Source organism: Testudinibacter sp. P17/SS/0325 (genome assembly GCF_053570765.1).
Genome location: NZ_CM131635.1, coordinates 1964663 through 1991622, shown reverse-complemented (window position 1 = coordinate 1991622; position 26960 = coordinate 1964663). Strand labels below are relative to the sequence as shown.

General features: G+C 45.4%; 28 protein-coding genes. 24 read left to right on the top strand and 4 right to left on the bottom strand.

The annotated features are described in order from the left end of the window. Both oadA and ACWA50_RS09440 read right to left on the bottom strand, forming a co-directional pair. A complete protein-coding gene (oadA, locus tag ACWA50_RS09445) occupies positions 1 to 1797 on the bottom strand; it encodes a sodium-extruding oxaloacetate decarboxylase subunit alpha (RefSeq protein WP_431051918.1) in 1797 nt (598 codons plus the stop codon). 24 nt (positions 1798 to 1821) lie between these two features. Then, positions 1822 to 2082 (bottom strand): oxaloacetate decarboxylase subunit gamma, encoded by a 261-nt coding sequence (locus tag ACWA50_RS09440; RefSeq protein ID WP_431051916.1) that lies wholly within the window; start codon positions 2080 to 2082, stop codon positions 1822 to 1824. A gap of 171 nt (positions 2083 to 2253) precedes the next feature. On the opposite strand from ACWA50_RS09440, the gene ACWA50_RS09435 reads away from it, so the two are divergent. From ACWA50_RS09435 to ACWA50_RS09415, 5 genes are all read left to right on the top strand, one after another. Further along, positions 2254 to 2628 (top strand): YacL family protein, encoded by a 375-nt coding sequence (locus ACWA50_RS09435; RefSeq protein WP_431051914.1) that lies wholly within the window; start codon positions 2254 to 2256, stop codon positions 2626 to 2628. A 238-nt stretch (positions 2629 to 2866) separates the two neighbouring features. Beyond that, on the top strand, positions 2867 to 4144 hold the full coding sequence (locus tag ACWA50_RS09430) for an HAAAP family serine/threonine permease (protein WP_431051912.1): 1278 nt from the start codon (positions 2867 to 2869) through the stop codon (positions 4142 to 4144). 82 nt (positions 4145 to 4226) lie between these two features. Beyond that, positions 4227 to 5594, top strand: a complete 1368-nt coding sequence (locus ACWA50_RS09425; protein ID WP_431051910.1) for an L-serine ammonia-lyase — start codon at positions 4227 to 4229, stop codon at positions 5592 to 5594. Between the two features lie 381 nt (positions 5595 to 5975). Then, positions 5976 to 6239, top strand: coding sequence for a type II toxin-antitoxin system RelE family toxin (locus ACWA50_RS09420; protein ID WP_431051908.1), 264 nt, complete (start codon positions 5976 to 5978; stop codon positions 6237 to 6239). Beyond that, on the top strand, positions 6223 to 6567 hold the full coding sequence (locus tag ACWA50_RS09415; RefSeq protein ID WP_431054335.1) for a helix-turn-helix domain-containing protein: 345 nt from the start codon (positions 6223 to 6225) through the stop codon (positions 6565 to 6567). The genes ACWA50_RS09420 and ACWA50_RS09415 overlap by 17 nt, the downstream gene beginning before the upstream one ends. Before the next feature lie 29 nt (positions 6568 to 6596). Here the strand turns inward: ACWA50_RS09415 and pdxR are convergent, their stop codons facing one another. After that, positions 6597 to 8033: a MocR-like pyridoxine biosynthesis transcription factor PdxR gene (gene pdxR, locus ACWA50_RS09410; RefSeq protein WP_431054334.1), complete on the bottom strand. Its 1437-nt coding sequence runs from the start codon at positions 8031 to 8033 to the stop codon at positions 6597 to 6599. Between the two features lie 121 nt (positions 8034 to 8154). Here pdxR and pdxS point away from each other — a divergent pair, with 121 nt between their 5' ends. From pdxS to mfd, 3 genes are all read left to right on the top strand, one after another. Next, positions 8155 to 9042: a pyridoxal 5'-phosphate synthase lyase subunit PdxS gene (gene pdxS, locus ACWA50_RS09405; RefSeq protein WP_431051906.1), complete on the top strand. Its 888-nt coding sequence runs from the start codon at positions 8155 to 8157 to the stop codon at positions 9040 to 9042. A 7-nt stretch (positions 9043 to 9049) separates the two neighbouring features. Continuing rightward, a complete protein-coding gene (gene pdxT, locus ACWA50_RS09400; protein WP_431054333.1) occupies positions 9050 to 9631 on the top strand; it encodes a pyridoxal 5'-phosphate synthase glutaminase subunit PdxT in 582 nt (193 codons plus the stop codon). Positions 9632 to 9701: 70 nt separating this feature from the next. Further along, a complete protein-coding gene (mfd, locus tag ACWA50_RS09395; RefSeq protein WP_431051904.1) occupies positions 9702 to 13139 on the top strand; it encodes a transcription-repair coupling factor in 3438 nt (1145 codons plus the stop codon). 96 nt (positions 13140 to 13235) lie between these two features. Here the strand turns inward: mfd and ACWA50_RS09390 are convergent, their stop codons facing one another. Beyond that, positions 13236 to 13655 (bottom strand): excinuclease ABC subunit A, encoded by a 420-nt coding sequence (locus ACWA50_RS09390; protein ID WP_431051902.1) that lies wholly within the window; start codon positions 13653 to 13655, stop codon positions 13236 to 13238. A gap of 172 nt (positions 13656 to 13827) precedes the next feature. On the opposite strand from ACWA50_RS09390, the gene ACWA50_RS09385 reads away from it, so the two are divergent. From ACWA50_RS09385 to ACWA50_RS09310, 16 genes are all read left to right on the top strand, one after another. Beyond that, the gene (locus ACWA50_RS09385) at positions 13828 to 14571 is read left to right on the top strand and encodes a beta-ketoacyl synthase chain length factor (protein ID WP_431051900.1); all 744 of its coding nucleotides are present in this window, start codon (positions 13828 to 13830) and stop codon (positions 14569 to 14571) included. Next, positions 14549 to 15334, top strand: coding sequence for a 1-acyl-sn-glycerol-3-phosphate acyltransferase (locus tag ACWA50_RS09380; protein ID WP_431051898.1), 786 nt, complete (start codon positions 14549 to 14551; stop codon positions 15332 to 15334). Before ACWA50_RS09385 ends, ACWA50_RS09380 begins: the two co-directional genes overlap by 23 nt. Continuing rightward, positions 15327 to 15581, top strand: a complete 255-nt coding sequence (locus tag ACWA50_RS09375) for a phosphopantetheine-binding protein (RefSeq protein ID WP_431051896.1) — start codon at positions 15327 to 15329, stop codon at positions 15579 to 15581. Before ACWA50_RS09380 ends, ACWA50_RS09375 begins: the two co-directional genes overlap by 8 nt. 9 nt (positions 15582 to 15590) lie before the next feature. Then, a complete protein-coding gene (locus ACWA50_RS09370; RefSeq protein WP_431051894.1) occupies positions 15591 to 15845 on the top strand; it encodes an acyl carrier protein in 255 nt (84 codons plus the stop codon). Beyond that, a complete protein-coding gene (locus ACWA50_RS09365) occupies positions 15845 to 16405 on the top strand; it encodes a COG4648 family protein (RefSeq protein WP_431051892.1) in 561 nt (186 codons plus the stop codon). Before ACWA50_RS09370 ends, ACWA50_RS09365 begins: the two co-directional genes overlap by 1 nt. 10 nt (positions 16406 to 16415) lie before the next feature. Then, the gene (locus tag ACWA50_RS09360; protein WP_431051890.1) at positions 16416 to 18128 is read left to right on the top strand and encodes an AMP-binding protein; all 1713 of its coding nucleotides are present in this window, start codon (positions 16416 to 16418) and stop codon (positions 18126 to 18128) included. Positions 18129 to 18130: 2 nt separating this feature from the next. After that, positions 18131 to 18853, top strand: coding sequence for a glycosyltransferase family 2 protein (locus ACWA50_RS09355; RefSeq protein WP_431051888.1), 723 nt, complete (start codon positions 18131 to 18133; stop codon positions 18851 to 18853). Beyond that, complete coding sequence (locus tag ACWA50_RS09350; protein WP_431051886.1) at positions 18853 to 19767, top strand: LpxL/LpxP family acyltransferase; 915 nt, start codon at positions 18853 to 18855, stop codon at positions 19765 to 19767. The genes ACWA50_RS09355 and ACWA50_RS09350 overlap by 1 nt, the downstream gene beginning before the upstream one ends. 1 nt (position 19768) lies before the next feature. Beyond that, entirely contained in the window at positions 19769 to 20197 is a 429-nt protein-coding gene (locus ACWA50_RS09345) for an acyl-CoA thioesterase (RefSeq protein WP_431051884.1), read from the top strand. 9 nt (positions 20198 to 20206) lie between these two features. After that, entirely contained in the window at positions 20207 to 20803 is a 597-nt protein-coding gene (locus ACWA50_RS09340) for an outer membrane lipoprotein carrier protein LolA (RefSeq protein ID WP_431051882.1), read from the top strand. Positions 20804 to 20912: 109 nt separating this feature from the next. Next, entirely contained in the window at positions 20913 to 23099 is a 2187-nt protein-coding gene (locus ACWA50_RS09335) for an MMPL family transporter (protein ID WP_431051880.1), read from the top strand. An 18-nt stretch (positions 23100 to 23117) separates the two neighbouring features. Further along, positions 23118 to 24365: an NAD(P)/FAD-dependent oxidoreductase gene (locus ACWA50_RS09330; RefSeq protein ID WP_431051878.1), complete on the top strand. Its 1248-nt coding sequence runs from the start codon at positions 23118 to 23120 to the stop codon at positions 24363 to 24365. Between the two features lie 6 nt (positions 24366 to 24371). Then, on the top strand, positions 24372 to 24815 hold the full coding sequence (locus ACWA50_RS09325) for a hypothetical protein (RefSeq protein ID WP_431051876.1): 444 nt from the start codon (positions 24372 to 24374) through the stop codon (positions 24813 to 24815). Between the two features lie 20 nt (positions 24816 to 24835). Then, positions 24836 to 26023: a beta-ketoacyl-ACP synthase gene (locus ACWA50_RS09320; RefSeq protein ID WP_431051874.1), complete on the top strand. Its 1188-nt coding sequence runs from the start codon at positions 24836 to 24838 to the stop codon at positions 26021 to 26023. After that, the gene (locus ACWA50_RS09315) at positions 26023 to 26490 is read left to right on the top strand and encodes an ApeP family dehydratase (protein ID WP_431051872.1); all 468 of its coding nucleotides are present in this window, start codon (positions 26023 to 26025) and stop codon (positions 26488 to 26490) included. The genes ACWA50_RS09320 and ACWA50_RS09315 overlap by 1 nt, the downstream gene beginning before the upstream one ends. A gap of 38 nt (positions 26491 to 26528) precedes the next feature. Further along, positions 26529 to 26957, top strand: a complete 429-nt coding sequence (locus ACWA50_RS09310; RefSeq protein ID WP_431051870.1) for a hypothetical protein — start codon at positions 26529 to 26531, stop codon at positions 26955 to 26957. Positions 26958 to 26960: the final 3 nt, after the last annotated feature.

Sequence of the window (26960 nt, the reverse complement as noted above, 5' to 3'; positions counted from 1 at the left end):
CTAGGCTAAATTCATTAAGCGATCACCGACGGCAACGACATCTCCGGCTTTCACCGCGATTCCTTGTACTTTACCGGCTTGAGCGGCACGGATTTCCGTTTCCATTTTCATCGCTTCCAATACTAATAACACCTCGTCTTTTGCCACTTGTTGCCCTTCGCTGACAACCACTTTCCAGATGTTACCCGCCATCGGCGCGGTCACTTCCACACCGCCGGTTTGTGCCGGTGCCGCCGCCGATGTTACCGTTTGCGGCGCGGTCGAAGTAATTTCCCCGACTTCCCCGCCTTCGCTCACTTTCACCACAAAAGCTTTGCCCTCTAATTCCACGGTATAAACCGCCGGCCCGGAACTGACTTTAACCGGTTTGCTTTCCGCTTTTTCTCGTGACGCTGTCACACCGGTCGGCGCCGGTTCAAAGGCACTTGGATTACCGCGGTTTTCAAGGAATTTCAAACCGACTTGCGGGAATAACGCCACAATTAAGACATCATCAATTGCATTCTCTGCCAATTTAATGCCTTTTTCGGCGGCCAGTTGCTTCACTTCACCGGTTAATTTCTCCATTTCGGGCGGTAGATGATCCGCCGGACGGTCGGTAATCGCCGTTCCGCCGTTTAATACTTTGGCTTGAAGTGCGGTATCGACCGGCGCCGGGGTGCGGCCATATTCGCCTTTCAAAATCCCTGCGGTTTCTTTGGCAATGGTTTTATAACGCTCCCCCATCAATACGTTGATCACCGCCTGAGTACCGACGATTTGCGAGGTTGGGGTCACCAACGGAATATAGCCCAGATCTTTACGCACCCGCGGGATTTCCGCCAACACCTCATCCAATTTTTGCGAGGCATTTTGTTGTTTCAATTGGCTTTCCAAATTGGTCAACATGCCGCCCGGTACTTGCGCCACTAAAATCCGACTGTCAGAACCTTTTAATTGCCCCTCAAAGGCTTGATATTTTTTACGTACCTCGCGGAAATACGCCGCGATTTTTTCCAATTTGTGAATATCCAAGCCGCTGTCATATTCGCTGCCCTGCAACGTCGCCACCAATGCTTCGGTTGCCGGGTGCCCGTATGTGCCGCTCATGGAGGAGATCGCGGTATCGACACCGTCAACGCCCGCCTCAATTGCTTTTAACAGTGCCATTTCCGCCATCCCGGTGGTGGCGTGACAGTGCAAATGCAGGCGCACGTCGTAACGTTTTTTGATTTCACTCACCAGTTCATAAGCTGCCATTGGCGTTAAAATACCGGACATATCTTTGATCACCACCGAATCGACGCCGATCTCCATCAATTGCTCCGTCACCTCCAACCAGGTTTCCAACGTATGCACCGGGCTGGTGGTATAGCTCAATGTACCTTGTGCATGACCGCCATGCTTACGCACCGCTTGCAACGCACAACGCATATTGCGCGGATCGTTCATCGCATCGAATACCCGGAACACGTCCATGCCATTACTGACCGCTCTTTCGACAAAACGCTCGACCACATCATCGGCATAATGACGATAACCCAGCAAATTTTGCCCGCGCAATAACATTTGTAATGGCGTATTCGGAATCGCTTTTTTCAGCTCACGCAAACGCACCCACGGATCTTCGCCCAGATAACGGATACACGAGTCAAAGGTCGCGCCTCCCCATGCTTCCAATGACCAATAACCGATTTGATCCAATTCGGACGCAATCGGCAACATATCATCTAAACGTAAACGGGTGGCAAACAGGGATTGGTGAGCATCACGCAACACCACATCAGTAATAGCAATCGGACGAACTGATTTTGTCATGATAAAACTCCATTAAAATAAGCATTAATTGTTCTGTTGTTGACGGCGGTGGTGCGCAATCGCGGCGACAATAACCGGACGCAGGACATCAATTTCACTCGCCGCATTGGGAACAACCGCACTGGGTTTAGCGGCAACAGGTTTGATAATCTCAGGGAAGAAACGATTTACCGTATTCGACATTAAGCGAATGGAAAAAATAAGGATCAAAAGAAATAGCAGGACAAAGCCCATGCCGGAGAGCATTAGATTGATACCTTCGCCCAATAATTCTGTTGCTGTCATATTTTCGGACCTCAAGATCGGTGAATTCAAAATAATCTGCAATATAGCATACTGAGATTTAGCAGATAAAATGTTGTGATAGATCAAATCGAACAAATAAAACCTAGTATTTTTATTTACCGCAAGCCCTGCTAAAATGCAATCGTTTTTTCGTTTATAAGGAATCGCAGTATGGATTTTCAATTCTCTTTCGATTATTCAGGCAAACCGATTGCCCGTTGCAGTATGGAGCATGAAGCGCTCTCCAATTGGATTAACAGCGAGATTTACGGCGACACGCAAAAGCTCGCGGCAGTCTTCGCGTTGATCGAACAAGCCAAACAAAATCGCAACCCGCAGGCGGAACTCCGGCTGATCGGCCACGAATTCACCCTTTCGCTCGACGGCGAAGAAGTGATGGTTCAAGCCAATAATTTAGCCTTTGATAATACGGAGGAAATGGAAGAGGGCTTCAGTTATTATGATCAGGAAAGCCTCGCCTTTTGCGGCTTAGAAGATTTTGAACATTTCCTTTTACAATACCGCACTTTTTCCCAAAAAACGTAAACGGCAAAGCGGGGTTATTCTTTTATAACCACAAAATAAACCAATATTTTTAACAACTTATTAAACATTTCAGCTGACTATTCCAATATATTGCCGGGCAGATCACAATTCTGATATCCGGCATTTGTTTTTCTTATTTTACTTCCCTATCATCCCGCCGTCGTCACTGGTACAACTCCAGACTACTATTAAATAAATGTCAAGTATAATCAATTAGTTAATTTAGGATGAAATTTATATGGAAATAAGCAACATTAAAACTGCCGCCTTGGCAGATGAAAAAAAATGGAATAAATTGGATAGTGCTTGGGTTTTAAACCTTTTCGGTACCGCTGTCGGTGCCGGTGTTTTATTCCTGCCGATTAATGCCGGAATGGGTGGTTTTTGGCCGTTGGTCTTTATGGCGCTAATCGTCGGTCCGATGACCTACTTAGCGCACCGCGGTTTAAGCCGTTTTGTGTTATCGTCCGAACATCCGGGCAGCGATATTACCGAGGTCGTCGAAGAACATTTTGGTAAAACCGCCGGGAAACTGATCACCCTGCTCTATTTTTTCGCCATTTTCCCGATCTTATTAATTTACGGCGTCGGAATCACCAATACCGTCATTTCATTTATGGAAAACCAGCTGCATATGGCTGCGCCGCCACGCATGATTTTATCGATTATGTTAATTTCGGCTTTAATCAGCGTGATGTTGATGGGGGAAAAGTTTATGCTGAAAGTCACCGAGTGGTTGGTTTATCCGCTCGTTGCCATCTTATTTGCCCTCTCAATCTATTTAATCCCGGAATGGAACACGGCGTCGTTACAACAAATGCCGAGCGGCAGTGCATTTTTAACAACTTTGTGGCTCACCATCCCCGTGCTCATTTTTTCATTTAACCATTCGCCGGCGATCTCCGCTTTCAGCCTGTCACAACGACGCGAATATAAAACCCGCGAAGCCACGGAACAGCATAGCAACCGCGTGCTGCGCGGCACTTCCGCCTTATTGCTGATTTTTGTGATGTTATTTGTTTTCAGCTGTGTCCTGACCTTAACCCCTGAAGAATTAGCCTTGGCAAAAACCCAAAACATCTCCATTTTGTCGTTTCTCGCCAATAAATTCGATAACCCGTATATTTCTTATTTCGGACCATTGGTCGCTTTTCTGGCGATTACCAGCTCCTTCTTCGGCCACTATCTTGGCGCGCGCGAAGGTTTGGCGGGATTAATCATCAAAATGAACCGTGACGCCGGGAAAACAGACATTAACCGCAACCGATTGAATTACATCACCGCGCTGTTCTTCCTGTTTTCGCTTTGGCTGGTGGCAACCATTAATCCGAGTATTTTAGGCTTAATCGAATCCTTGGGCGGACCGATTATTGCCATGATTCTGTTTATCATGCCGATGTATGCGATTCGTAACGTCCCGGCAATGCAAAAATACCGCGGCAAGTTCAGCAATGTGTTTGTCACCGTGATGGGATTGATTGCGATTTCAGCAATCGTTTATATCCTTTTCCGTTAAGGTTGAACTTTGTTGTATGATAGACAGCAAACCTCTGCTTTGGCAGAGGTTTGAGCGTTAAGAAAAATAAAAAGAGTCTTTTATGATTAGTGTGTTTGATATTTTTAAAATCGGGATCGGACCGTCCAGTTCGCATACCGTCGGACCGATGAAAGCCGGAAAACAGTTTGTGGATGAACTGGAACAGCAACGGTTGTTGCCTGAAATCGACCAGCTTAAAGTGGATGTTTACGGCTCGCTCTCCCTGACCGGACGCGGGCACAGCACCGATACCGCGGTGATTATGGGCTTGGCGGGTTATTTGCCGGAAGACGTGGAAATTGAAGCCATTCCCGCATTTATCGGCTCGTTGAAACAGACCGCACTTTTGCCGATTATGCGCGGACAGCAACAAGTCAAATTCGACTTTGAACAGGATTTGGTTTTCCATAAAACCTTTCTGCCGCTGCATGAAAACGGCATGCGCTTACACGCCTTAAAACAGGGACAACCCGTTTATTCGCAAACCTATTATTCGATTGGCGGCGGCTTTATCGTGGACGAGGCAAATTTTAACCAAACCCAAGACAGCGTATTGAATGTACCTTATCCGTATCACAGTGCCAATGATATCCTGCAACATTGCAAAAATAGCGGATTATCGATCGCCGGTATGATGTTGCGCAATGAAATCGCCCTGCGCGATCAAAGTGCGGTCAACGCCTATTTGCAGCGGATTTGGCAAACCATGTCGGATTGTATGCAACGCGGCATGCACACCGAAGGTTTGCTGCCCGGGCCGCTGAAAGTAACGCGCCGAGCGACCGCACTTCGCCGCATGCTGGAATCGAACAACAGTCTGTCGAACGATCCGATGAAAATCATCGACTGGGTGAACATGTTCGCGTTGGCGATTAATGAAGAAAATGCGGCAGGCGGACGGGTGGTGACTGCACCGACCAACGGCGCCTGTGGCATTGTGCCGGCGGTGTTGGCGTATTACCAGCAATTTATCGCCCCGCTGTCGGAGGAAACGATTGCACGCTATTTGTTAACCTGCGGCATTGTCGGCTCGCTGTATAAAATGAATGCTTCTATTTCCGGAGCAGAAGTCGGTTGTCAGGGCGAGGTCGGCGTTGCTTGTTCGATGGCGGCGGCAGGGTTAACCGAAATCTTAGGCGGCACGCCGGATCAAGTCTGTATCGCCGCCGAAATCGGCATGGAACACAATCTCGGTTTAACCTGCGATCCGGTCAACGGACAAGTGCAAGTGCCTTGTATCGAACGTAACGCCATTGCCTCGGTCAAAGCGATCAACGCCAGCCGCATGGCGCTGCGCCGCACCAGCAGCCCGTCGGTTAGCTTAGACAAAGTGATTGAAACCATGTACGAAACCGGCAAAGACATGAACTCCAAATATCGCGAAACTTCCACCGGCGGTTTGGCAATCAAAATCTTGCCCTGCGATTAAACCGCACTTTCCACTTAAAGCGATCTTCGGATCGCTTCAGGCTGATGACAAAGTCTCTTTCTCGAATAATTTCCCTCCCTCCGTATACGGAGGGAGGTGTCCGAAGGACGGAGGGAGGCATAAATCATTTTAAAATGAATATGTTGCATTTTCATATTGCCCCTCCCTCCCCATTTTTCTTACGCAAAACGGTACTCCCTCCGCACGCGGAGGGAGAGAAGTCAGTTTGTCAGCAATCTCAAGCGATCTTCGGATCGCTTTTTTGTTTTTTGCGATTCCGATTCCAACTTTTGCTGTCGCCGCTCGCCTTTAAACCGGGTTTGATTAAAGTATAACGACATTTGACAACTTATATTTTAACTTATAAAATCTGGAAAACTAATGAATAAAATTATATTCAAGTCAAGAGCGGTTAAACAACTGGCTAAAATCCCAGAGCGAGAAATGATTCGCAGTAAATGCCAAGTTTTGGCTAATTTTCCTGCTTATCATTCAAATGTAAAGTCGCTCACTAACTATAAATATGATTATCGCCTACGAGTTGGACGGTTTCGAGTATTTTTCAACTATGGTTTTGAACACAATATCCATATTATCCACATTGAAGAGGTAAAAAAACGTGACGACAATACCTACGCTTTTTAACACACAAATTATCAATGATAACAATGGGAAGCCTGCATTTGTTGTCATTCCTTACGAACAATATTTCGCCACAATCAAAATGCGTGAATTGGATTTGAGTGATGGCGTTCCCAGCGAAGTGGTCGAGATTTTTTTCAAACACGAAGGCTGTAGTGCGGTGCGCGCATGGCGCGAATATTTAGGCTACACCCAACAACAAGTCGCGGATCGTTTAGGTATCAGCCAATCCGCCTATTCACAACATGAAAACTCGAAGAAACTGCGCAAATCGACACGTAAAAAAATCGCCGAAGCGTTGGGCATTAATCATCAGCAGTTGGATTTCTAAACCGCACTTGCCTTGAGCCTCAGCCTATTTTAGTGTTTTTCATATCCCCATGCGGTCATCAGCAATGTGACCGCTTCATTTAAATCTTGCAGCGATAAATTTCCAAAGCCGAATGAAAAATAACGCTTATCGGCATTCTGCTGTTTCACCGGGTAAATCTTAATGCCCACATTTTCTGCCAAGCGACAAAGTTCAGCAACGGAGCGCGTTTCTTGCCGTAGTTCCAACAGCAGGTAAAAGCCGGAATGTTCACCCTGATAGCGAATGACGCGACGATAAGGCTGTAGCAATTGGCACAGCAATTCCATTTTTTTGCGGTAATGGGTGCGCATGCGGTGAATATGCTTCTCAAATTCACCGCTTTGCATAAATTGCGCTAAAACGTGCTGGTTAATACGCGGCACGGTGGAATTCAGCAAGCCGCAACTTTGTTGATAAATCGGCACGAGCGCTTGCGGCAACACCATAAACGTGACACGCAACGACGGCATCAATAATTTGGAAAATGAACCTAAATAGATCACTTTGCCCTGTGAATACAGCGTGCCGTCCAAATGTTGCAACGAGGGAATCGGCTTGCCTTTGTAACGGAATTCACTGTCGTAATCGTCTTCGATAATGTAACGGTTCGGCTGCTGCTGTGCCCACTCCAATACTTGATGTCGCTCATTGACCGACAGAACCGAGCCGTAAGGATATTGGTGTGATGGCGTGAGATACAACACATCCACCGCACTTTGCGCCAAACAGGTGAAATCCAACCGATAATGTTCGGCTTGCGGCTGAAATAACGGCAATTTTCGTACCGATTTACCGAATAAAGATAACAACTGCTCCACCATCGGATAACCGTATTGTTCCATCGCATAATCCAGCGATTGCCGTGGATAACATTGATCGAGCAGCAAAACCAGCTGGCTGATACAGGTTTCGACCCCCGCCCCCAACACGATTTGCTCAATGGAACAACTAATGCCGCGTGAAGCGTACAGATAGTGAAGAATCTGCTCGCGTAGCACTGTCTCGCCCTGCTTCTCCCCCATATTCAGCAACTGCAAACCCCGTGTCTGTAACACCGTTTTTTGTATTTTTTTATAGCGTTGCAGCGGAAAAAGTGCGGTATCAATTTGATTCGGGTTGAGATCATAACGAAACGCCGCTGTTTTTTTCACCACCTGCGGCTGCACCGCACTTTCGGGCGTTTTAAAAAACTGCTCCGCCTTAAAATGCACAAAAAAACCCTGCCGCACTTTGGCTTCGACATAGCCTTCGGCCAACAGTTGGCTGTATGCGGTTTCCACCGTATTACGGCTGATGGTTAAATAATCCGCCAACCGCCGCTTCGACGGCAATCTTTCGCCGTAAGCAAGGCGTCCACTGCTAATATCCGCTTTGATCTGCTGATACAACTGAACATATAACGGTTGCTCCGCCTGCTTATCCAACTGAAAAAGGTAGTTTTTCACCATCTGACCCCATTAATATAATCAAAACTGACGCTTTTAATCATACCTGAATAGCGCAAAATAGCGATCCCTTGCTTCACAAAATAATATTCAAAAACCAACGACAATGAAGGAAAACATAATGAACAAAATTTTAGGCAGTGATGTTGTCAAACGCGGTATGGCGCAAATGCAAAAAGGCGGCGTGATTATGGATGTGGTGAATGCGGAGCAAGCGCGCATTGCCGAAGCCGCCGGGGCGGTGGCGGTGATGGCGCTAGAGCGCGTGCCGTCGGATATTCGGGCTGCCGGCGGCGTGGCTCGCATGGCAAACCCAAAAATCGTGAAAGAGGTGATGAATGCGGTCAGTATTCCGGTCATGGCAAAAGTGCGGATTGGGCATATCACCGAAGCACGTGTCTTAGAGGCAATGGGGGTAGATTATATTGATGAAAGCGAAGTGCTGACCCCTGCCGATGAAGAGTTTCATTTGCTGAAAAGCGATTACACCGTGCCGTTCGTTTGTGGTTGTCGCGATTTGGGCGAAGCCTTGCGCCGTATTGGTGAAGGCGCGGCAATGTTGCGCACCAAAGGCGAACCGGGCACGGGCAACATCGTGGAAGCGGTGCGCCATATGCGCAAAGTCAACGCACAAGTGCGCAAAGTGGTGGCTATGAGCCATGATGAATTAATGACCGAAGCAAAATTATTAGGCGCACCGTTCGAATTATTATTACAAATCAAACAACTAGGCAAACTCCCGGTGGTCAATTTTGCCGCAGGCGGGGTCGCCACCCCTGCCGATGCCGCGTTGATGATGGCGTTGGGCGCAGACGGTGTTTTTGTCGGCTCAGGCATTTTTAAATCGGAAAATCCGGAAAAATTCGCGCGCGCGATTGTACAAGCCACCACCCATTACCAAGATTATGATCGGATTGCCCGCTTATCGGAAGAACTGGGCGAAGCGATGAAAGGCTTGGATATTGCCAAACTCGCCGCCGGCGACAGAATGCAAGAACGTGGTTGGTAGTATGAGTATGCAAGCCCATTCTACTTACCGTGTCGGTGTGCTGGCATTGCAAGGGGCGGTCAGCGAACATCTGGCGCAACTTGACGCCTTGGGTGTCAATGCCGTTGCCGTCAAAAAAGCGGAACAACTGGCAACGCTGGACGGCTTGATTTTACCGGGTGGTGAAAGCACCGCAATCGGGAAATTGATGGGTGAATACGGTTTTATTGTCGCGATTCAAGCCTTTGCCGCTGCAGGCAAACCGATTTTCGGCACTTGCGCCGGTATGATTTTATTGGCAAAACAGATTCACGGCGACGAAACCGCCCATTTAGGCTTAATGGATATTGAAGTGCAACGCAATGGGTTCGGGCGACAAATCGACAGCTTTCAAACCGCACTTTGCGTTAAAGGCATAAGCGGGACCGTGCCGGCAATTTTTATCCGTGCCCCCTATATCCGACGGCTGCTCTCCGACCAAGTAGAGGTATTGGCAACAGTGGAAGATAGAGCGGTATTAGTCCGGCAAAATAATCTGCTCGCCTGCGCTTTTCACCCCGAACTAAGCCAAGATCAACAGATTCTAAAATTGTTTTTAGCCATGTTTTAAACCGCACTTTCCCTCATTCCGCGTCTAGGTTACACTAGACGCTTATTTTTTTCTAAGTCTAACAAAAACCATGAACACCCTTTTTAGCCTGAATTTGCCGAGTACGGCGAATGATCATAAATTACTCGGCAACGTGCTTGCCGACAGCGACGTGTTGGCGATCAGCCAAGCCGCCTGCCAACATCAAGGTTTAACCGTGGTGGTGACTGCCGACACCCGCCACGCCCTCAGTTTAGAGAAAAAACTGCGCCGTTTCAGCTCGCAAAAGATCGGTTTTTTCCCCGATTGGGAAACCTTGCCCTATGACAGTTTTTCACCGCACCAAGATATTATTTCCGCCCGTTTAAGCGCGCTGTTTTTCTTGCAACAGCCGCAACAAGGTATTTTTGTGTTGCCGATTAACACCTTAATGCAACGCCTCTGCCCACCGCACTTTTTAAGCAACAATGTGTTGCTGATTAAACAAGGCGACAAAGTGCGGTTAAACAAATTGCGCTCACAACTGGAAAATGCCGGTTATCGCGCGGTGGAACAAGTGCTGGAACACGGCGAATATGCGGTGCGCGGTTCATTGTTGGATCTGTTCCCGATGGGCAGCGACGAACCGTTTCGTTTGGATTTCTTCGATGATGAAATCGATTCGATCCGCACTTTCGATGTGGATACGCAACGCACACTGAACAAAATCGAACAGATTAATCTGCTGCCGGCGCACGAATTCCCGACTGACGAGAAAGCGATTGAGTTTTTCCGCGGACAATTCCGCGAGCGTTTTGAAATCCGCCGTGATCCGGAACATATCTATCAACAAATCAGCAAAGGCACGTTTGTGTCGGGAATTGAATATTGGCAGCCGCTGTTTTTTGAACAGATGGCGACGCTGTTTGATTACCTGCCTGAAAATAGCCTGTTTATTGATTACCATAACAACGGCGAGCGTGCGCAACGCTTCTATCAAGACGCACAACAGCGTTTTGAAAGCCGTAAGGTTGATCCAATGCGTCCGTTGCTACCTCCGGAACAGCTTTGGTTACGCAGTGATGAAATCAATCGCCACCTGAAAAACTACCCGCGCTTAACCCTGCATAACGAGAAATTACGCAATTCGGCACGCCAAAGCAATTTGCCCGTCAGTCCGCTGCCGGAGCTGACGATTAATGCGCAACAAAAAGAACCGCTCAAGCTGCTGCGCCAATTTGCCGAACAGTTTGACGGACAACTGCTGTTTTCGGTGGAAACGGAAGGACGGCGCGAAACCTTACTGGAATTATTGCGCCCGCTTAAGCTGAAACCGCACTTTATTGTGACCTTGTCACAAATAAATGAACAGCGACATAATCTGATGATTAGCGAGCTGGAAAACGGATTTATTTTAGAGAATGATAAAAACAAACTAGCCATTATCAGCGAAAGCAATCTTCTGGGCGAACGGATACAGCAGCGCAAACGCGATCAACGCAAAACCGTCAATCCCGATACGTTGATCCGCAATTTAGCCGAATTGAAAACCGGACAGCCGGTGGTGCACCTCGATCACGGGGTCGGGCGTTACGGCGGTTTGACCACCCTCGAAACCGGCGGCATTACCGCAGAATACCTGATTTTAGATTACGCCAACGAGGCAAAATTGTATGTGCCGGTCTCCTCGCTCTATTTATTAAGCCGCTATGTCGGCGGCAATGAAGAAAGCGCGCCATTACACAAACTGGGCAGCGATACGTGGGTGAAAGCGCGGCACAAGGCGGCGGAAAAAATCCGTGATGTGGCGGCGGAATTGTTAGATGTCTATGCCAAACGTGAAACGCAAAAAGGCTTTGCTTTTCAATATAATAAAGAGGAATTCCGCCAATTCGCCGACACCTTTAATTTTGAAGAAACCGTCGATCAGCAAATGGCGATCAATGCGGTCATCAGCGATATGTGCCAGCCGAAAGCGATGGATCGCTTGGTGTGCGGCGATGTCGGTTTCGGCAAAACCGAAGTGGCGATCCGCGCCGCCTTTTTGGCGGTGAACAACAGTCGCCAAGTGGCGATTCTGGTACCAACCACGCTGTTGGCGCAACAGCATTATGACAATTTCAAAGATCGCTTTGCCAATTTAGCGGTCAATGTGGAAATGTTGTCGCGTTTTAAAACCGCCAAAGAACAAAAAGTGATTTTAGAACAACTTGAACAAGGTCGGGTGGATATCCTGATCGGCACGCATAAGCTGCTGCAATCCGATGTGAAATTTAAAAATCTCGGTTTATTGGTAGTCGATGAAGAACACCGTTTCGGCGTGCGCCAAAAAGAAAAAATCAAACAATTGCGCGCTAATGTGGATATTCTGACCCTGACCGCCACCCCGATTCCGCGCACGCTGAATATGGCGATGACGGGCATGCGCGACCTGTCGATTATCTCCACCCCGCCGGCACGCCGCCTGACGATTAAAACCTTTGTGCGCGAAAGCGATGATTTACTGATCCGCGAAGCGGTGCTGCGCGAGATTCTGCGCGGCGGACAGGTGTATTACCTGCATAACGATGTCGCCACGATTGAAAATTGCGCCGAACAGCTGGCGCAACTGGTGCCGGAAGCGCGGATTGTGATCGGACACGGACAAATGCGTGAACGCGATTTGGAACGGGTGATGAGCGATTTTTATCATCAGCGTTACAACTTGTTGGTCTGCTCCACCATTATCGAAACCGGGATCGACGTGCCGACCGCCAACACCATTATTATCGAACGCGCCGATAAATTCGGCTTGGCACAACTGCACCAACTACGCGGTCGGGTCGGGCGGTCGCACCATCAAGCCTACGCCTACCTGCTCACGCCACACCCGAAACGCATGAGCAAAGACGCATTGAAACGCTTGGAGGCGTTGGAAAGCCTGGATAATCTCGGGGCGGGTTTTGTGCTTGCCACCCACGATTTGGAAATTCGCGGTGCGGGCGAACTGCTCGGCAGCGAGCAAAGCGGACAGATCGAATCAATCGGCTTCTCGTTATATATGGAACTGCTGGAAAGTGCGGTCAATGCGCTGAAAGAGGGGCGCGAACCGTCACTTGATGAGCTGACCCAGCAACAAGTGGAAATCGATCTGCGCATTCCTGCGTTGCTGCCGGAAGAGTATCTGGGCGATGTCAATATGCGCCTGTCCTTCTACAAACGGATCGCCAGTGCCGCCAGCCAACAAGAGCTGGACGAATTGAAAGTCGAACTGATCGACCGCTTCGGTTTACTGCCACAAGCCGGCAAAAACCTGCTGCAAATCGCCGAACTGCGCCTATTGGCAAAACCGTTGGCAATCCAAAAAATCGAAGCACACGCCCAAGGCGGCGCACTGGAATTCAAAGCCAACGCCGAACTTGATCCGCTTAAATTCTTAGCCTTAATCAAACAAAACCCGACGGTTTACCGCTTCGACGGCCCGACCAAATTCCGTTTTAGCCAAATAACGGAAAGCGCAAAAGAACGGTTAGAATTTGTAGAAGCGTTAGTGAAAGCGTTGTTGGATTAGCATCATTATTCGATGAAGACATTGATGAGAAAATTTTCTAGGCAACGTATTGATTGATAGAAAAATACCGGGCGATTTGCAGCCCGGTATTTTCAATTATTTGACCAAATCACCTTTTAAGGTGACTCCGCCAACCACGCGGCCGGCATGGCATTCATAGTTCGTGGTGCTGTTATAAGTATTCTTTTTATAATAACTGACTAAATTGCTGACTTTTGTGGCGCCCTCGGCTTTAGCCCGTTCCTGGAATTGTTTCACGGCAGATAAAAATGCCCAAGTACAACCTTCCTGATCGGATTTATTGGCAAAATTGGTTTTCTTATTGCTCACCAAACCCGATTTCACCACCTTACCGGAAACACTTTTGCCAAAATATAATTTAATATTCGGGTCAACCACACCTGCTGCTTGCGGTGAATTTAACGCTTCTTGAATCGAATAATAATGTGTGGTATCACGCGGGGCACAGGCCGCAACAGTTAATGTGGCAAGTGAGATCAATAATAATTTTTTCATATTGTTTCCTTTGGCAAGTAAATAAAACTGTTTTAATTGAAAGGAATATAACAAAGACAATTAAAATTTCAACTGAAATTTAATCAAAATCCAATATGTAAATCATGACTTTCTTGAATAATCGTTTGGAATCTTATATTATTTGCCAAAATTTTTCGCTAAGGATTTGAATTTGCAATTTTCACTTTCGCTCAGTCAATGGAAAGCCGCTTCTTTTTCGCTTACCCAACAAGAAGATTGGTTGGACTGGGCAAAAGGTAAGCCCTTAAGCTTTTTTGACGAAAAAACATTGGATCTATCCTTTCTTGCACCGATGCAACGCCGTCGTTTAAGCGATCTCCCCAGACTGGTGTTTATGGCCGCATGGGAAATAATGCAAGACAAACAATGTCCGGTGGTATACGTTTCTCGCGACGGCGAATTTTCCCGCAGTTTTGCCTTATTGAAAGAATTGGGTGGTGGCGAACAGTTATCCCCCACTTCTTTCGGACTTTCCGTGCATAATTCCATTGTGGGGCAATGGTCAATGATTCGGAAAGACACTTCGGAAATGACCGCACTTTCTGCACGTGAAGACGGCCTTGAAACTGCTTTGCTCGAAGCCTATTTACTGCTACAAAGCGGACACCGCGAGGTATTGATCATTATTGCGGACGAACCTTTGAAAGAAGAAAATCCCATAAACGACGGGTATTTGGAAAAATTTGCCTATGCCGCAGCCTTCTTGGTTACGACCGGAAATGAAATTTGTTTAAGCCTGACTCGGAAGAATAAAAATCAAACTGCACATAATATTGAGTATTCGACCAATCTTGAAAATCTGAAAAATATTATTTTAGCTAACGCTAATTGGCAACATAATTTAAAATATCAAGATCGTTGTTGGAGCTGGCATGCCAAATATAATAAAAAGTGAAAAAGGGAAATACTGCGACCGCACTTGGCGTATTATCGCAAATGCTATCGGTTTTCTAGTGTTTGGTATTTTCGGGGTAGTAATGAAGGTTATTTTATTACCTTTTACATTAAAAAAAGACAATACATTAAACCAACAATTGCAAGCGCGTTCAATTATTTCAACCAGTTGGCGCTATTATTTGAAATTTTTAAATGCTATCGGCGTATTTAGTTTCGAATTCCTCGGTGCGGAAAAACTAGGCAAAAACGGACAATTGATTATTGCAAACCATCCGTCTTTATTGGACGTGGTATTTATGATTGCCTATGCTAAAAATTGCAATTGTGTCGTAAAACAAAGCCTGCAAAAAAATACTTTTTTGAATAGCCCTATTCGGGCTTGCGGCTATATCCCGAATGACGGCTCTCCGGAAATGATCGAACACTGTGCCGAAGTATTAAAGTGCGGTGAATCCTTGCTGATTTTTCCCGAAGGCACACGCACCGGTCATGACGGCGTTATTAATTTTCACCGTGGCGCCTGCGCCATCGCTTTACGAGGTGCCAAAATGATTACGCCCGTAGTGATTAAAATGTCGCCGCCGGCGTTTAAAAAAGATCATGCCTGGTATCAAGTCGCAGAACATAAAATTCACTATCAGTTTATTGTCGGTGAAGACATTAATCCGCAAGATTGGCTAAAAGAAAAACCGGCACCCATTGCAGCTCGCCGATTAAATCAATATTTACAACATTATTTTGAGGAGAAACTAAATGAATGACGCTATAGAACTTGAATTAAAACAATTGATTATTGACTCACTCGCTTTAGAGGATATTACCGTCGACGATATTCAGAGCAATGAACCTCTGTTTGTGGATGGTCTTGGATTGGACTCTGTCGATGCACTGGAATTAGGGTTAGCGATACAAAAAAAATATAATGTGCAGATGGATAATCAGGATCAAGATTTGCGCAAAAATTTTTATAGTGTTGCAACATTAGCCGATTATATTCGCAATAAGTAGGAATACATAATGACTGAACAAGAAATTTATCAAACCTTGCGTAACGCGTTGGAAAATTTATTTGAGATCGAACCGGAGCAAATCAAACCGGAAGCCAATTTATATACGGATTTGGAAATTGACAGCATTGATGCGATTGATTTAATGGACTATATCAAACGTGAAACCGGACACAAATTACAAGCTGAAGATTTTCGCAGCGTACGCACAGTACAAGATGTCGTCACCGCAGTATTGAATAAATTCAATCAAACGGAAGCATAATGACAATGCCTACTAAGCGGGTAAAGCTGATTGTCGGCACTACGCTTATACTATTGTCGGTGAGCTATCCTTTTTTGCTTTATTTTGCGCGGGAGCAAATTGACTTTCGTTATTTATTGTTGTTGATGTTAGGGTTATGGCTGGCCCGCAGCTGGTGGCAAAAAAACAAAGCGCAGCAAATCATCAGCTATGTTATCAGTATTTTTCTTGCCTGTTCATGGCTTATCGGCAATGAAAATCTGATGTATTGGTATCCGGTTTTAATCAACGGTACCATGCTTTTTGTGTTTGCGATGAGTTTATTCTCGGCACAAAGCATGGTGGAACGTTTTGCCCGCTTGCAATATCCTGATTTGCCCTCGGAAGGCGTTCGCTATACCCGAACTGTCACTAAAATTTGGCTAGGATTCTTTGTTTTTAATTGTACCGTCACTATTGCATTAATTTATATCAATAAACATTATTGGGCGATTTATACCGGATTGATTTCTTATTTTTTCATGGGGTGCTTGTTCTTTATTGAATGGTGTTACCGCAAATTTAAGCTGAAAGTTAATTAAAATAGATAATATGAATGCATTTTTTCCCTTTGACCTTTCCCAATTTGCCTATTATTCACAAGTGACAAAGCGTTGTGAGAAGTCACCGCACTTTAGCGAACAAACGCTTATTTTAGCCCAACATTTAATACCTAAATCCAAAGTGGTTTTATGGTTTAGAGAAAGCCACTTTTTTATTCAAGCCTTGCTTGCCGCATGGAAAGTCGAAGCGGAAGTATTCATATTGCCGGATTTATCGGAAAATAACTTACAATGGGCAAATGCTCAAGATTATTGCTTAACCGATGATGTCAATTTGATATTAAATATTCCAGTTTATTCATTATCCCAGGCAAATCGCCACCCAGTAAATATATTGCCCTCACAAGAGGTTGATATTACTGAGACTATTTCACCGCATTCTGTTTTATGGTTAAAAACTTCCGGTTCCAGCGGAGTACCGAAACTAATAAAGAAAACCCTGCGGCAATTTCAGGCGGAAGCGGAGATGTTAAAAAAACATTTTGCCATCTCTGCTGATGATTTGATTTTAAACACGGTGAGCCAACAGCATTTATATGGACTGACTTTTTGCATTATGTTGCCGCTATTTTCCCTCGCCGCGATTTGTACGGAACAGTGGCTCTTCCCCGAAATGCTGATTGAACAAACTTTGCAAGCTGATCGTAGCGTCTGCTGGGTAGCCAGCCCGATGTTATTAAACCATTTTGCCGAACATCATAATTGGGCGAAATTTCGACATAAAATAAAACGTATTTTCTCCGCCGGCGGAAAGCTCCCTACCGCAACTGCCGAATTATTTGCACAATATGGTTTAGCTATTGATGAGATTTATGGCAGCACGGAAACCGGCGTGATTGCCAGTAGACAAGGTGATACTGTCTGGCAAGCATTGCCGAGCGTACAATTTCAACACACCGTTCAATTAAGCGTAAATTCTGCCTGGATAGATCAAACAGAGCCTCTTAATGATGTATTGGTATTTCAGGCAAACGATCGCTTTGTCCTACAGGGGCGGCAAGATCGCATTATGAAGTTGGCGGACAAACGCATTTCCCTTGATCTCGTGGAAGAAGCCTTAAATCAATCAGATTTAGTAAAAGAATGCTATTGTTTTCAACACCCGCAACAACCTCGTTTGATTGCCTTAACCGTATTGAGTGAAAACGGAATTCGGTTATTACAAAATCAAGGGCGAAAAGTGTTAAGCGAAACGCTTGCATTACCAATCAAAACACAACTGGGTAATTTGGCAACTCCTCGTTTCTGGCGTTTCGTTGCGGCGTTGCCGCGTAATACACAGGGCAAAATCATTAAGTCCGATGTCTTGGCACTATTCAAAAATAAGCCATGCGCCCCCGTTTGGCAATCTATATCGCAAATATCAGCGCGGTGGGATATTTCACGGCATCAGGAACAGCAATTTATCGGCACCATACCCTTGGATCTAACCTACTTTTCCGGTCATTTTTCCAGTTTCCCTTTAGTTCCTGGCGTGGTACAACTTCAATGGGCAATTCAGTTGGTCGAGTCCTTGGGTTTACCCGCACAAATTGATGGTGTTGAGAATTTAAAATACCAACAATTTATTCGCCCAAATAATGAAATTATCATGACCCTGCGTTGGGATAGTATAAAATCCAAATTAACATTTAATATTACGAAAGAAGAAGATAGCCAAACCGTGATCTGTGCTTCGGGACGTATCGTGTATAAGGTATAACAATGAAAATGATTATCCTGATTCCCTATTATAATCACCCCGGTACAATTGCGGCGGTGGTGGAAAAAATTCAGGCACAAGGTTTGGATTGTCTGATTGTGGACGATGGCTCTAATGCGGAAAGTCAAGCCGCATTAAACCCATTAAAAGCGACTAATGGCGTAACGATTATCCACCGTAAACAAAATGGCGGTAAAGGCGCTGCGGTCAAAAGCGGATTTTTATATGCCATTGAACAAGGCTATGATTATGCCCTGCAAGTGGATGCGGACGGACAACATGATTTGACCGACATTGCCAAATTTTTGCAACGTAGTAAACAATATCCTAATGATATTGTTTGCGGTGCGCCGGTATATGGCGCTGATGTGCCGAAAGCGCGTTTATATGGGCGTAAAATCACCAACTTTTGGCTTGCCATTAATACTCTGTCTTTGGATATTAAAGATGGTATGTGTGGATTTCGTTTATACCCACTTAAGGCCGTGCAAGCGTTAGATTTTGCAAAAATTGGTAATTTTATGGATTTTGATGTGGAAATCCTTGTCCGTTTATATTGGCAGGGCTACCGGTTACAATGGATTCCGACAGCAGTACAATATGGTGAGCAAGGCGTTTCCCATTTCCGGGTATGGCAGGATAATTGGCTGATCAGCAAAATGCACGCCCGTTTATTTTTCACGATGATTTTTAATAAAATCAAAACATTACTAAGAGCTAACTGATGAGTCACTGGGCAGAAAAGAAAGAGCGAGGCAATCTTTGGGTACTCAAACTCAGTGCTTTCTTAGTCAAATATACTCCGGCATGGTTGATGAAAATCATCACAATATGCATTGTAAGCTATTTTTATCTGACTGCGCCGCAAGAACGTCGTGCTATCGCGGAATATCAACAAAAATTAGCGGCTTATTTGGGCAGCAATCTCTTTAAATTGCGGTCGGTTTTTTGCCAATTTTTACAATTTGCCGAAGCAATCCAAGATCGCTTTGCGGTGTGGCAACGACGTTTGACCTATACGGATATTGACGTATTTGATCCCGATGACTTATATACGGACATTCGCAACAGCGGACAAGGCAACCGTGGGCAAATGTTGATTTGCTCTCATTTGGGTAATGTGGAAATCTGCCGCACCTTAGCGGCACATCATCAAAAATTACGCATGAATGTGTTGGTACACAGCAGACACGCCGAAGCCTTTAATGCGGTATTGCAGGAATTGGGGGGCAACACATTAAATTTAATTCAGGTGAATGAGCTGGATATGGCAACCATGTTATTGCTGGAAACTCGTATTGCTAACGGTGAATGGATTGCGATTGCCGCTGACCGTGTGCCGGTACGGGGCGAAAAAACGGTCATGGTCGACTTTTTAAATGCCGAGGCAAAATTTCCGCAAGGTCCGTGGTTATTGGCCGGTTTGTTAAAAACACCGGTCAATTTATTATTTTGCCATAAGATCGCCGGAAGATATCAACTCCATTTATCCCGTCTGACCAGACAAATAGATTGGAGCAGAAACCAACGAACAGAATCCGTGCAATATTGGGCGCAACGCTTTGCCGATGAATTGGCAAAACGTTGTACGGAAGTACCCTTGCAATGGTTTAATTTTTATTCTTTTTGGAAAAAATAGTATGAGAAAAAAAGGGTGTTTCGTCATTGAAAGCGAAATTAAAGTACCATTTTTTGATGTGGACAGTCTGCATATCGTATGGCACGGCCATTATGTCAAATATTTGGAAATTGCACGCTGCGCCTTACTGGACGCCTTGGATTATAACTACAACACCATGGGCAAATTCGGTTATGCCTGGCCGGTGGTAGGCCTTGAGCTAAAATATGTCAAACCGGCAATGTTTGGTACGCAAATCATCGTACGGGCAGAATTGGTGGAGTGGGAAACCCGCTTAAAAGTCAATTACACCATTTTTGACAAAGCCAGCGGCGAACGCCTGACCCGTGCCAGCACAACCCAAGTCGCCGTCGATTTGGTTACGCAGGAAATGCAATTCATTACACCGGAAAGCTGGCAAAGTGCGGTTAGAAAAGCAATTAATATATAGGAAATTCAAATGAAAAAATTACTCGGCATCTTATTCATGTGCGTTAGCCTGTTTTCCTACGCATTTGATGTTACCGAATTGGAACAACAGCTACGCCAAGCTCAAACCGTACAAGGGCAATTTATACAGCAACGTTTTCTCAACGGTTTGGAAAAGCCGTTGCTGAGTTCCGGGCAGTTTGCCATCGCGCAGGGCAAAGGTTTACTGTGGCAAATGGAAACGCCTATCGACAACATTATGCGTATGACACCACAAAACGGCATAGAATATCGGCTGAATAACCGATGGGCAAAAGTAAAACAAAAATCGGCGGCGAATGCCGAAATGCAGCAAATCAAATTGTTTCTGGATTTACTAAGCGGCAATACGCAGGGCTTAAAAGAACAGTTTGATTTGCAGCTGCAAGGCAATGCCGACAACTGGCAATTACAACTGATTCCCACTTCCTTTTTGCTGAAAAGTATTTTCAATAAAATTGAAATTCAAGGCGGTAACAGCGTACAACAGATCGAACTCTATGAAGCACAAGGCGATAGTAGCCGTATTTTATTGCAGCAACAGCGTATCAACCAACCGCTTACAGGGCTAGCCGAAGATGCCTTATAATGCCAGAAAAAAAACGTTATCAGCCGCAATGTATTTGATTGCGGTCGTTTCGTTGCTTTTTTATGGAATATGGACGGCGCACCAGCATTCCGTGATCGACCGTGACTTAATGTCATTACTGCCCTCCGGTTCGCAACCGATACTGCAAAGACAGGCTATTGCTAAAATTAATCAACAGCTTAATCATCAAATTATTGCCCTAATCGGTGCGACAGACAAGGAAAGTGCGGTTCATTTAACCAAAGATTTAGTCGACAGCTGGCAACATAGCAATTTATTTCAGCGTATAGATTGGCAAGCCGAAACAGCGCTGACAACTTTGTCACAAAACTTGACCGCACTTCGCCTGGCTGCATTGCCGACAACTATTTCCTCACTCCCTGCTCACGATTTTCTGCTGCAACGGGCGAAGCAGATTGCCGATCCTTTCGCCATTTCCATGCTTCCGCTGGCACAAGACTGGCTAGGCTTTGGTAATGCGGTACTAAACCGGATTACCGACTATTCAAAAGTCGAATTGGATCTCGGCAGCAATACCTTTCAAGTGCAGGATCAGGATAAAACCTGGCTATTGGTGCGCGGCATATTGTATCCTGCGGCAACAACCGGTCTGCTGGATTTATTAAAAACCAGTCAACAGCAGATTCAATTACAACATGGCGATTTATTACTCACAGGTGGCGCAATTTATACCGCATTAGGCGAAGCACAAGGTGAACAGGAAAGCCGTATGCTGTCGATGATTGGCATCACGGCAATGTTGCTGATTTTATGGTTGGCATTCCGTACCTTGCGACTGCTGTATCTGATTTTACCGATGGGATTGGGGCTGGCAAGCGGCGCTATGGCGTGCATTCTGATTTTTGGCAAGATCCATTTACTCACCTTGGTGATAGGTACCAGCTTAATCGGTTTGGCAATGGACTTTCCCTTACATTGGCTGGTTCATAGCTGGCGCGAAAAGTGGCGAGCATTTTATTTTATCACGACCACATGGAAACCCTTTGCAATTGGTTTGTTCACCACCGTTATCGGTTATTTGATGCTATTATGGACGCCTTTGACGATCTTGCAGCAAACCGCCGTTTTTTCTATTTTTGCCCTGCTGTCCGCATTTTGTTGCAGCTTATGGGTATTACCGTTTTTCTTCGCCAAATGGCAACCCAAACCGACCGCACTTTTACCGGATCTTGCCACCCAAATACGCTTAAAATTGGAAAAATTTTGGCAATTTATAACTCCAAAAAAATATTGGGCGATCGCTCTGTTATGCCTTTTCAGTTTCATCAACCCACCAATATGGCATGATGATATTCGTGATTGGATTTCCACCTCTCCGCAATGGCTTAAACAGGCAAAAGACATCGCAGATAAAACCGGTATTAATCCTACCGGACAATTTTTCATTGTGCAGGCGGACAACGAAACCGCATTGCTCGATTTAGATGCTAATGTTGCCGCCGAATTGGAAAAGTATAAACAACAAGGCAAATTAGGGGATTTTAATGCGATTAGCCAATTTGTAAATTCAACAGAAAAACAACGGGAAATTCAACAAAATCTTGCTAAAATTACAGAGTTTGATCAGGATTCCCTGCTTGCTCAGCTGGGCGTACCACTATCAGCATGGCAACGGGAAATTCAGCAGTTGCAGCAATTAAAACCCTTGGATATTTCCACCGCACTTGCCTCACCGCTAGCGGAGCGTTGGGCAAACTTATGGCTGGGTGAGCAACAAGGTCAAGTTGCCAGCATGATTACGCTAAATCACTTAATTGATATTCATACTGTCGCACGCATAGCCGAACAATTTAACAATGTGCAATGGGTAGATTATCGCCAAAATTTAAACCAGACTTTCAATCAGGCTCGCTGGCAGGCCGGTGGATTAAAACTGGCTTCTTTCTTATTGGTATGGTTACTGTTATGGCGGGCATTCGGGCGGACACAGGCCACTAAAATTATTGCCGTGCCGCTAGTTTCAGTGGTATTAACGATATTAACGCTGGGCTGGCTGAATGTGCCTATCGGTTTATTCAGTATTTTTGGTTTACTGTTGTCTTCTGCCATTGGCGTAGATTATGCCATTTATGCACAATTGAAAAATACCCCGCAACACTGGCGGTTAAATGGTGTTTTTCTGGCCGCTGCCACTACCGTTATTTCCTTTGGTTTACTTGCAGCCAGCCAGACTGCCGCGGTTGCGCATTTCGGCCTGAGCGTTTCCATCGGTATCGGGTGGAATTTATTATTAGCCGTAAAATTAAATCAAACATCAAATTTTTGTGAGTCATAACTTAAATTAAGGAACACGATGAAAACTATTCAAACAGATGTCGCTATTATCGGTGCCGGTCCGTCGGGTTCGGTTGCCGCCGCATTGTTATGTCAAAAGGGCTATAAGGTTATCGTATTGGAACGTCAGCAATTTCCCCGTTTCAGTATCGGAGAAAGTCTGCTGCCGCATTGTATGGAATTAATCAAAAAAGCCGGCATGTTGGACGCCGTCAATGCGGCCAATTTTCAACATAAAAACGGTGCGGCATTTACTTGGGGGAATCGTTATACCTATTTTGATTTCAGCGACAAGTTTACCGCGGGTCCGGGCACGACTTATCAAGTACAACGTGGCATTTTCGATAAAATTTTGATAGACGAGGCCGAAAAACAAGGGGTACAGGTGTACTATCAGCATACCGTATTGACTGCGGAGACGAATGATGAACGGGCTAAGGTATTGGTGCGTAATGATAACAGCGGCGAAACATTGAATATAGAAGCCAAATTCCTGTTGGATGCCAGTGGCTATGGTCGTGTGTTGGCTCGTTTATTTGATTTGGAAACCCCAAGCAGCTTACCGGTACGCCATGCTCATTTCACCCATATCGAAGATAATATTGGCGATAGCAATTTTGATCGGAATAAAATCCTGATTTGCACTCATCCGACACAACGGGACGTATGGTTGTGGTTTATTCCTTTTTCTAATGGGCGTTGTTCCATCGGAGTAGTGTCCGAACCACATAATTTCACTCATATTCCGGAACAAACTGCCGAAGCCATCTTGCGGCGATATGCCAGTGAAATCCCAATGTTGAACCGTCTAATTCGCAATGCAAAATGGGATACGCCATTTAATACCCTGCAAGGCTACTCTGCCAATGTCAAATCCTTGTACGGAGAGCGTTGGGCGTTGCTGGGCAATGCTTCTGAATTTCTTGACCCGGTCTTTTCGTCAGGCGTTACGGTGGCAATGCACTCTGCTGATTTAGCCGTCAATGCCCTGGATAAACAACTACGCGGTGAAAACGTCAATTGGCAGACGGAATTCGTTGATCCGCTGATGATTGGTATCAACGCTTTCCGTACTTATGTATTCGGTTGGTATGATAACACTTTCCAAGATGTGATTTATGAGCGTAATCCGGATCCTAAAATTCGAGCCATGCTCAGCTCTATTTTAGCGGGTTATGCTTGGGATAGTGATAATCCTTATGTGGCAAAATCCGAACGCCGCTTGACAGCCTTGGCCGAAATTTGCGGTACCGCAACACAGGACTAAAACAGCATGAAATTAACCGCACTTTGCCATGCTGCTTGCGCATTCTTGTTAACCGCCTGCACTCAAAATTGGCTATTGCCCAATTCATTGCCACCGTTGGAGGGGGTTCGACAATATTCGATTGTAAACGAACAAACATACGAAACCTCATTATTACTGGTGCAGCCTTTTGCGCAAGGACAACGCTGGATTCAAACCAATGCGTTAGGTGCGCCTTTAGCACGCCAAATTTTAACCCCGAAGGGCTGGCAAAATGATGGATTTCTGCCACCGAATAACCAAGCCTCCCGTTTATTTTCGGCGATTTTATATTGGCAAACACCAGCAAAAGTGCGGTCAGCTTTATATAAAAATTTGGCTACGGATCAGTATTGGCAAATACAATCTATTGATCAACACGCTGTGATTCACATTGATAATGAAGCATGGCGAATCACGCCATTACCATAGGAATACAGGATTTTTTAGCCATGATTTATCTTCAACAACCAAGCTTAGTCAGTGCCATGGGGGGCAACCTTAAAGCTAATATCGATTTCTTGCTGGCTAATCAATCGCCGCCATTACAAGTAAATACCGATTGGATTGCAAACCACTCCATTTTTGTGGGAAATGTCGCGCATTTATCTGATTTTCCGGAAAATACCGACGCAATCTACCGTACTCGTAATAATCAACTTTTATGGACAGCGGTTGCACAACTGGATAACCAAATCCAACAATCTATCGCTCAATATGGTAAAGATCGCATTGCGGTGATTATCGGCACGACCAATACCGGCAATCAAGAAAATGTCGCAGCATTTCAGCAATTTCACCAACAGCAAAATTGGCAAAATAGCCGCTATTGCCATGAATTTCAGTTGCTATCCTCACCGGCAGATTTTATTGCGGCACATTATGGTCTGCGCTGTATTTCCTACTGTATTTCCACCGCCTGCACATCCGGTGCCAGAGCTATTATCAGTGCGGCACGCCTGCTGAATGCAGGATTATGCGATGTGGTGATTTGCGGTGGTGTCGATTCGTTGGCACACCTTGCCATTAATGGCTTCCATACTTTAGAGGCTTTATCAAAATCCATTGCCGAGCCGTTTTCGGCTAATCGTGACGGAATTAATATTGGTGAAGGCGCGGCAGTATTTTTAGCCGGTAAGGATAAAACCGGTCTGCCTTTATTGGGTTATGGCAGCAGTTCCGATGCCTATCATATGTCATCTCCGGCGCCTGATGGCCGTGGTGCAATTGCGGCAATTAATTCCGCACTCTCCTCCGCCCATTTAACCACACAACAAATCGGCTGGGTTAACCTGCACGGTACCGGAACCCTTCATAATGATGCGATGGAAAGTATTGCAATGGCACACTGCTTCCCACAAGGCGTTCCCTGCACCAGCACCAAAACCTTAACCGGACATACATTAGGCGCTGCCGGTGCGGTGGAGGCCGCTATTTTATGGGGTGTAATCAGCTGCGAATTGAATCCTGACGGCAAACTACCCAAACAGCATTGGAACAAACAACCGGATCCGAATTTACCGCCGATTCAATTGACTGACGAACAAAGCCGCTGGGCAGATAACCGGCGGCGTATCGGTTTAAGCTCATCCTTTGCCTTTGGCGGCAATAATGCGATTTTGATTATAGGAGAAGTATAATGCGATTACCCATAACAGATATTGCCAAATTATTACCGCACTCCGGTGAAATGGTGCTGTTAGATGAAATTACCCATTATGATGAAAATAGCTTAATCGCCCGTGCCGAAATCACTGACAACCATATTTTTGTACAACACCAACAGTTGCCTATGTATATTGCCATTGAGATCATGGCGCAAGGTGTGGCCGCTTGGTCAGGATGTCACGCTTTGGATAAAAATGAAGCGGTCAGGCTCGGCTTTTTGCTGGGAAGTCGTAAATATGAATTATTTTGCAATAGCTTACCGATTAATTGTAAAGTGCAAATCAAAGTGGAGCTATCGCTACAGGACAGTAACGGTTTTGGAGTATTTAATGCTACAATGCACTGGATTGATGGCGAAAAACCAACCGATTTGCCGCTTGATGGCTTATTGGCAAAAGCTACATTAAGCGTATATAGCCCGAATAATGACAATGAATAATTTAAAACAATATAAAACAATAAGAGAGGATTTGTAAAATGAAAAAATTGATTTTACCATTAATGCTTTCCACTGCAGCCCTAACAGCCTGCTCGACCATCAGTAATAGCGAACCGGTAGAAAAACGCGATGATCTAAAGCATATTTGCATTAAAGATAGTGCCAATCCTCCTATTACCGATTTCTCTAATTATCTTGCCAACAGCCTGAATAAAAAAGGGATTACGTCTGAAAAAGGCTTGGACTATGCCGCAAGCTGCAAGTATGTTTTAGCCTATTCCTTACGCGCCGAAGACGGTTATGTGTTACGAGCCAAATTACGCTTAAGCGAAATTCAAGGTGATACCCGCTCCAATATCGGCGAAGTTTCCTATAAACAACGCGGTGATGAAAAAGACAATGTGAAAGTCACCGGCGTACAAGGACAAACCGATCTGATGATCAACGATCTATTACAAAATTATTAATTA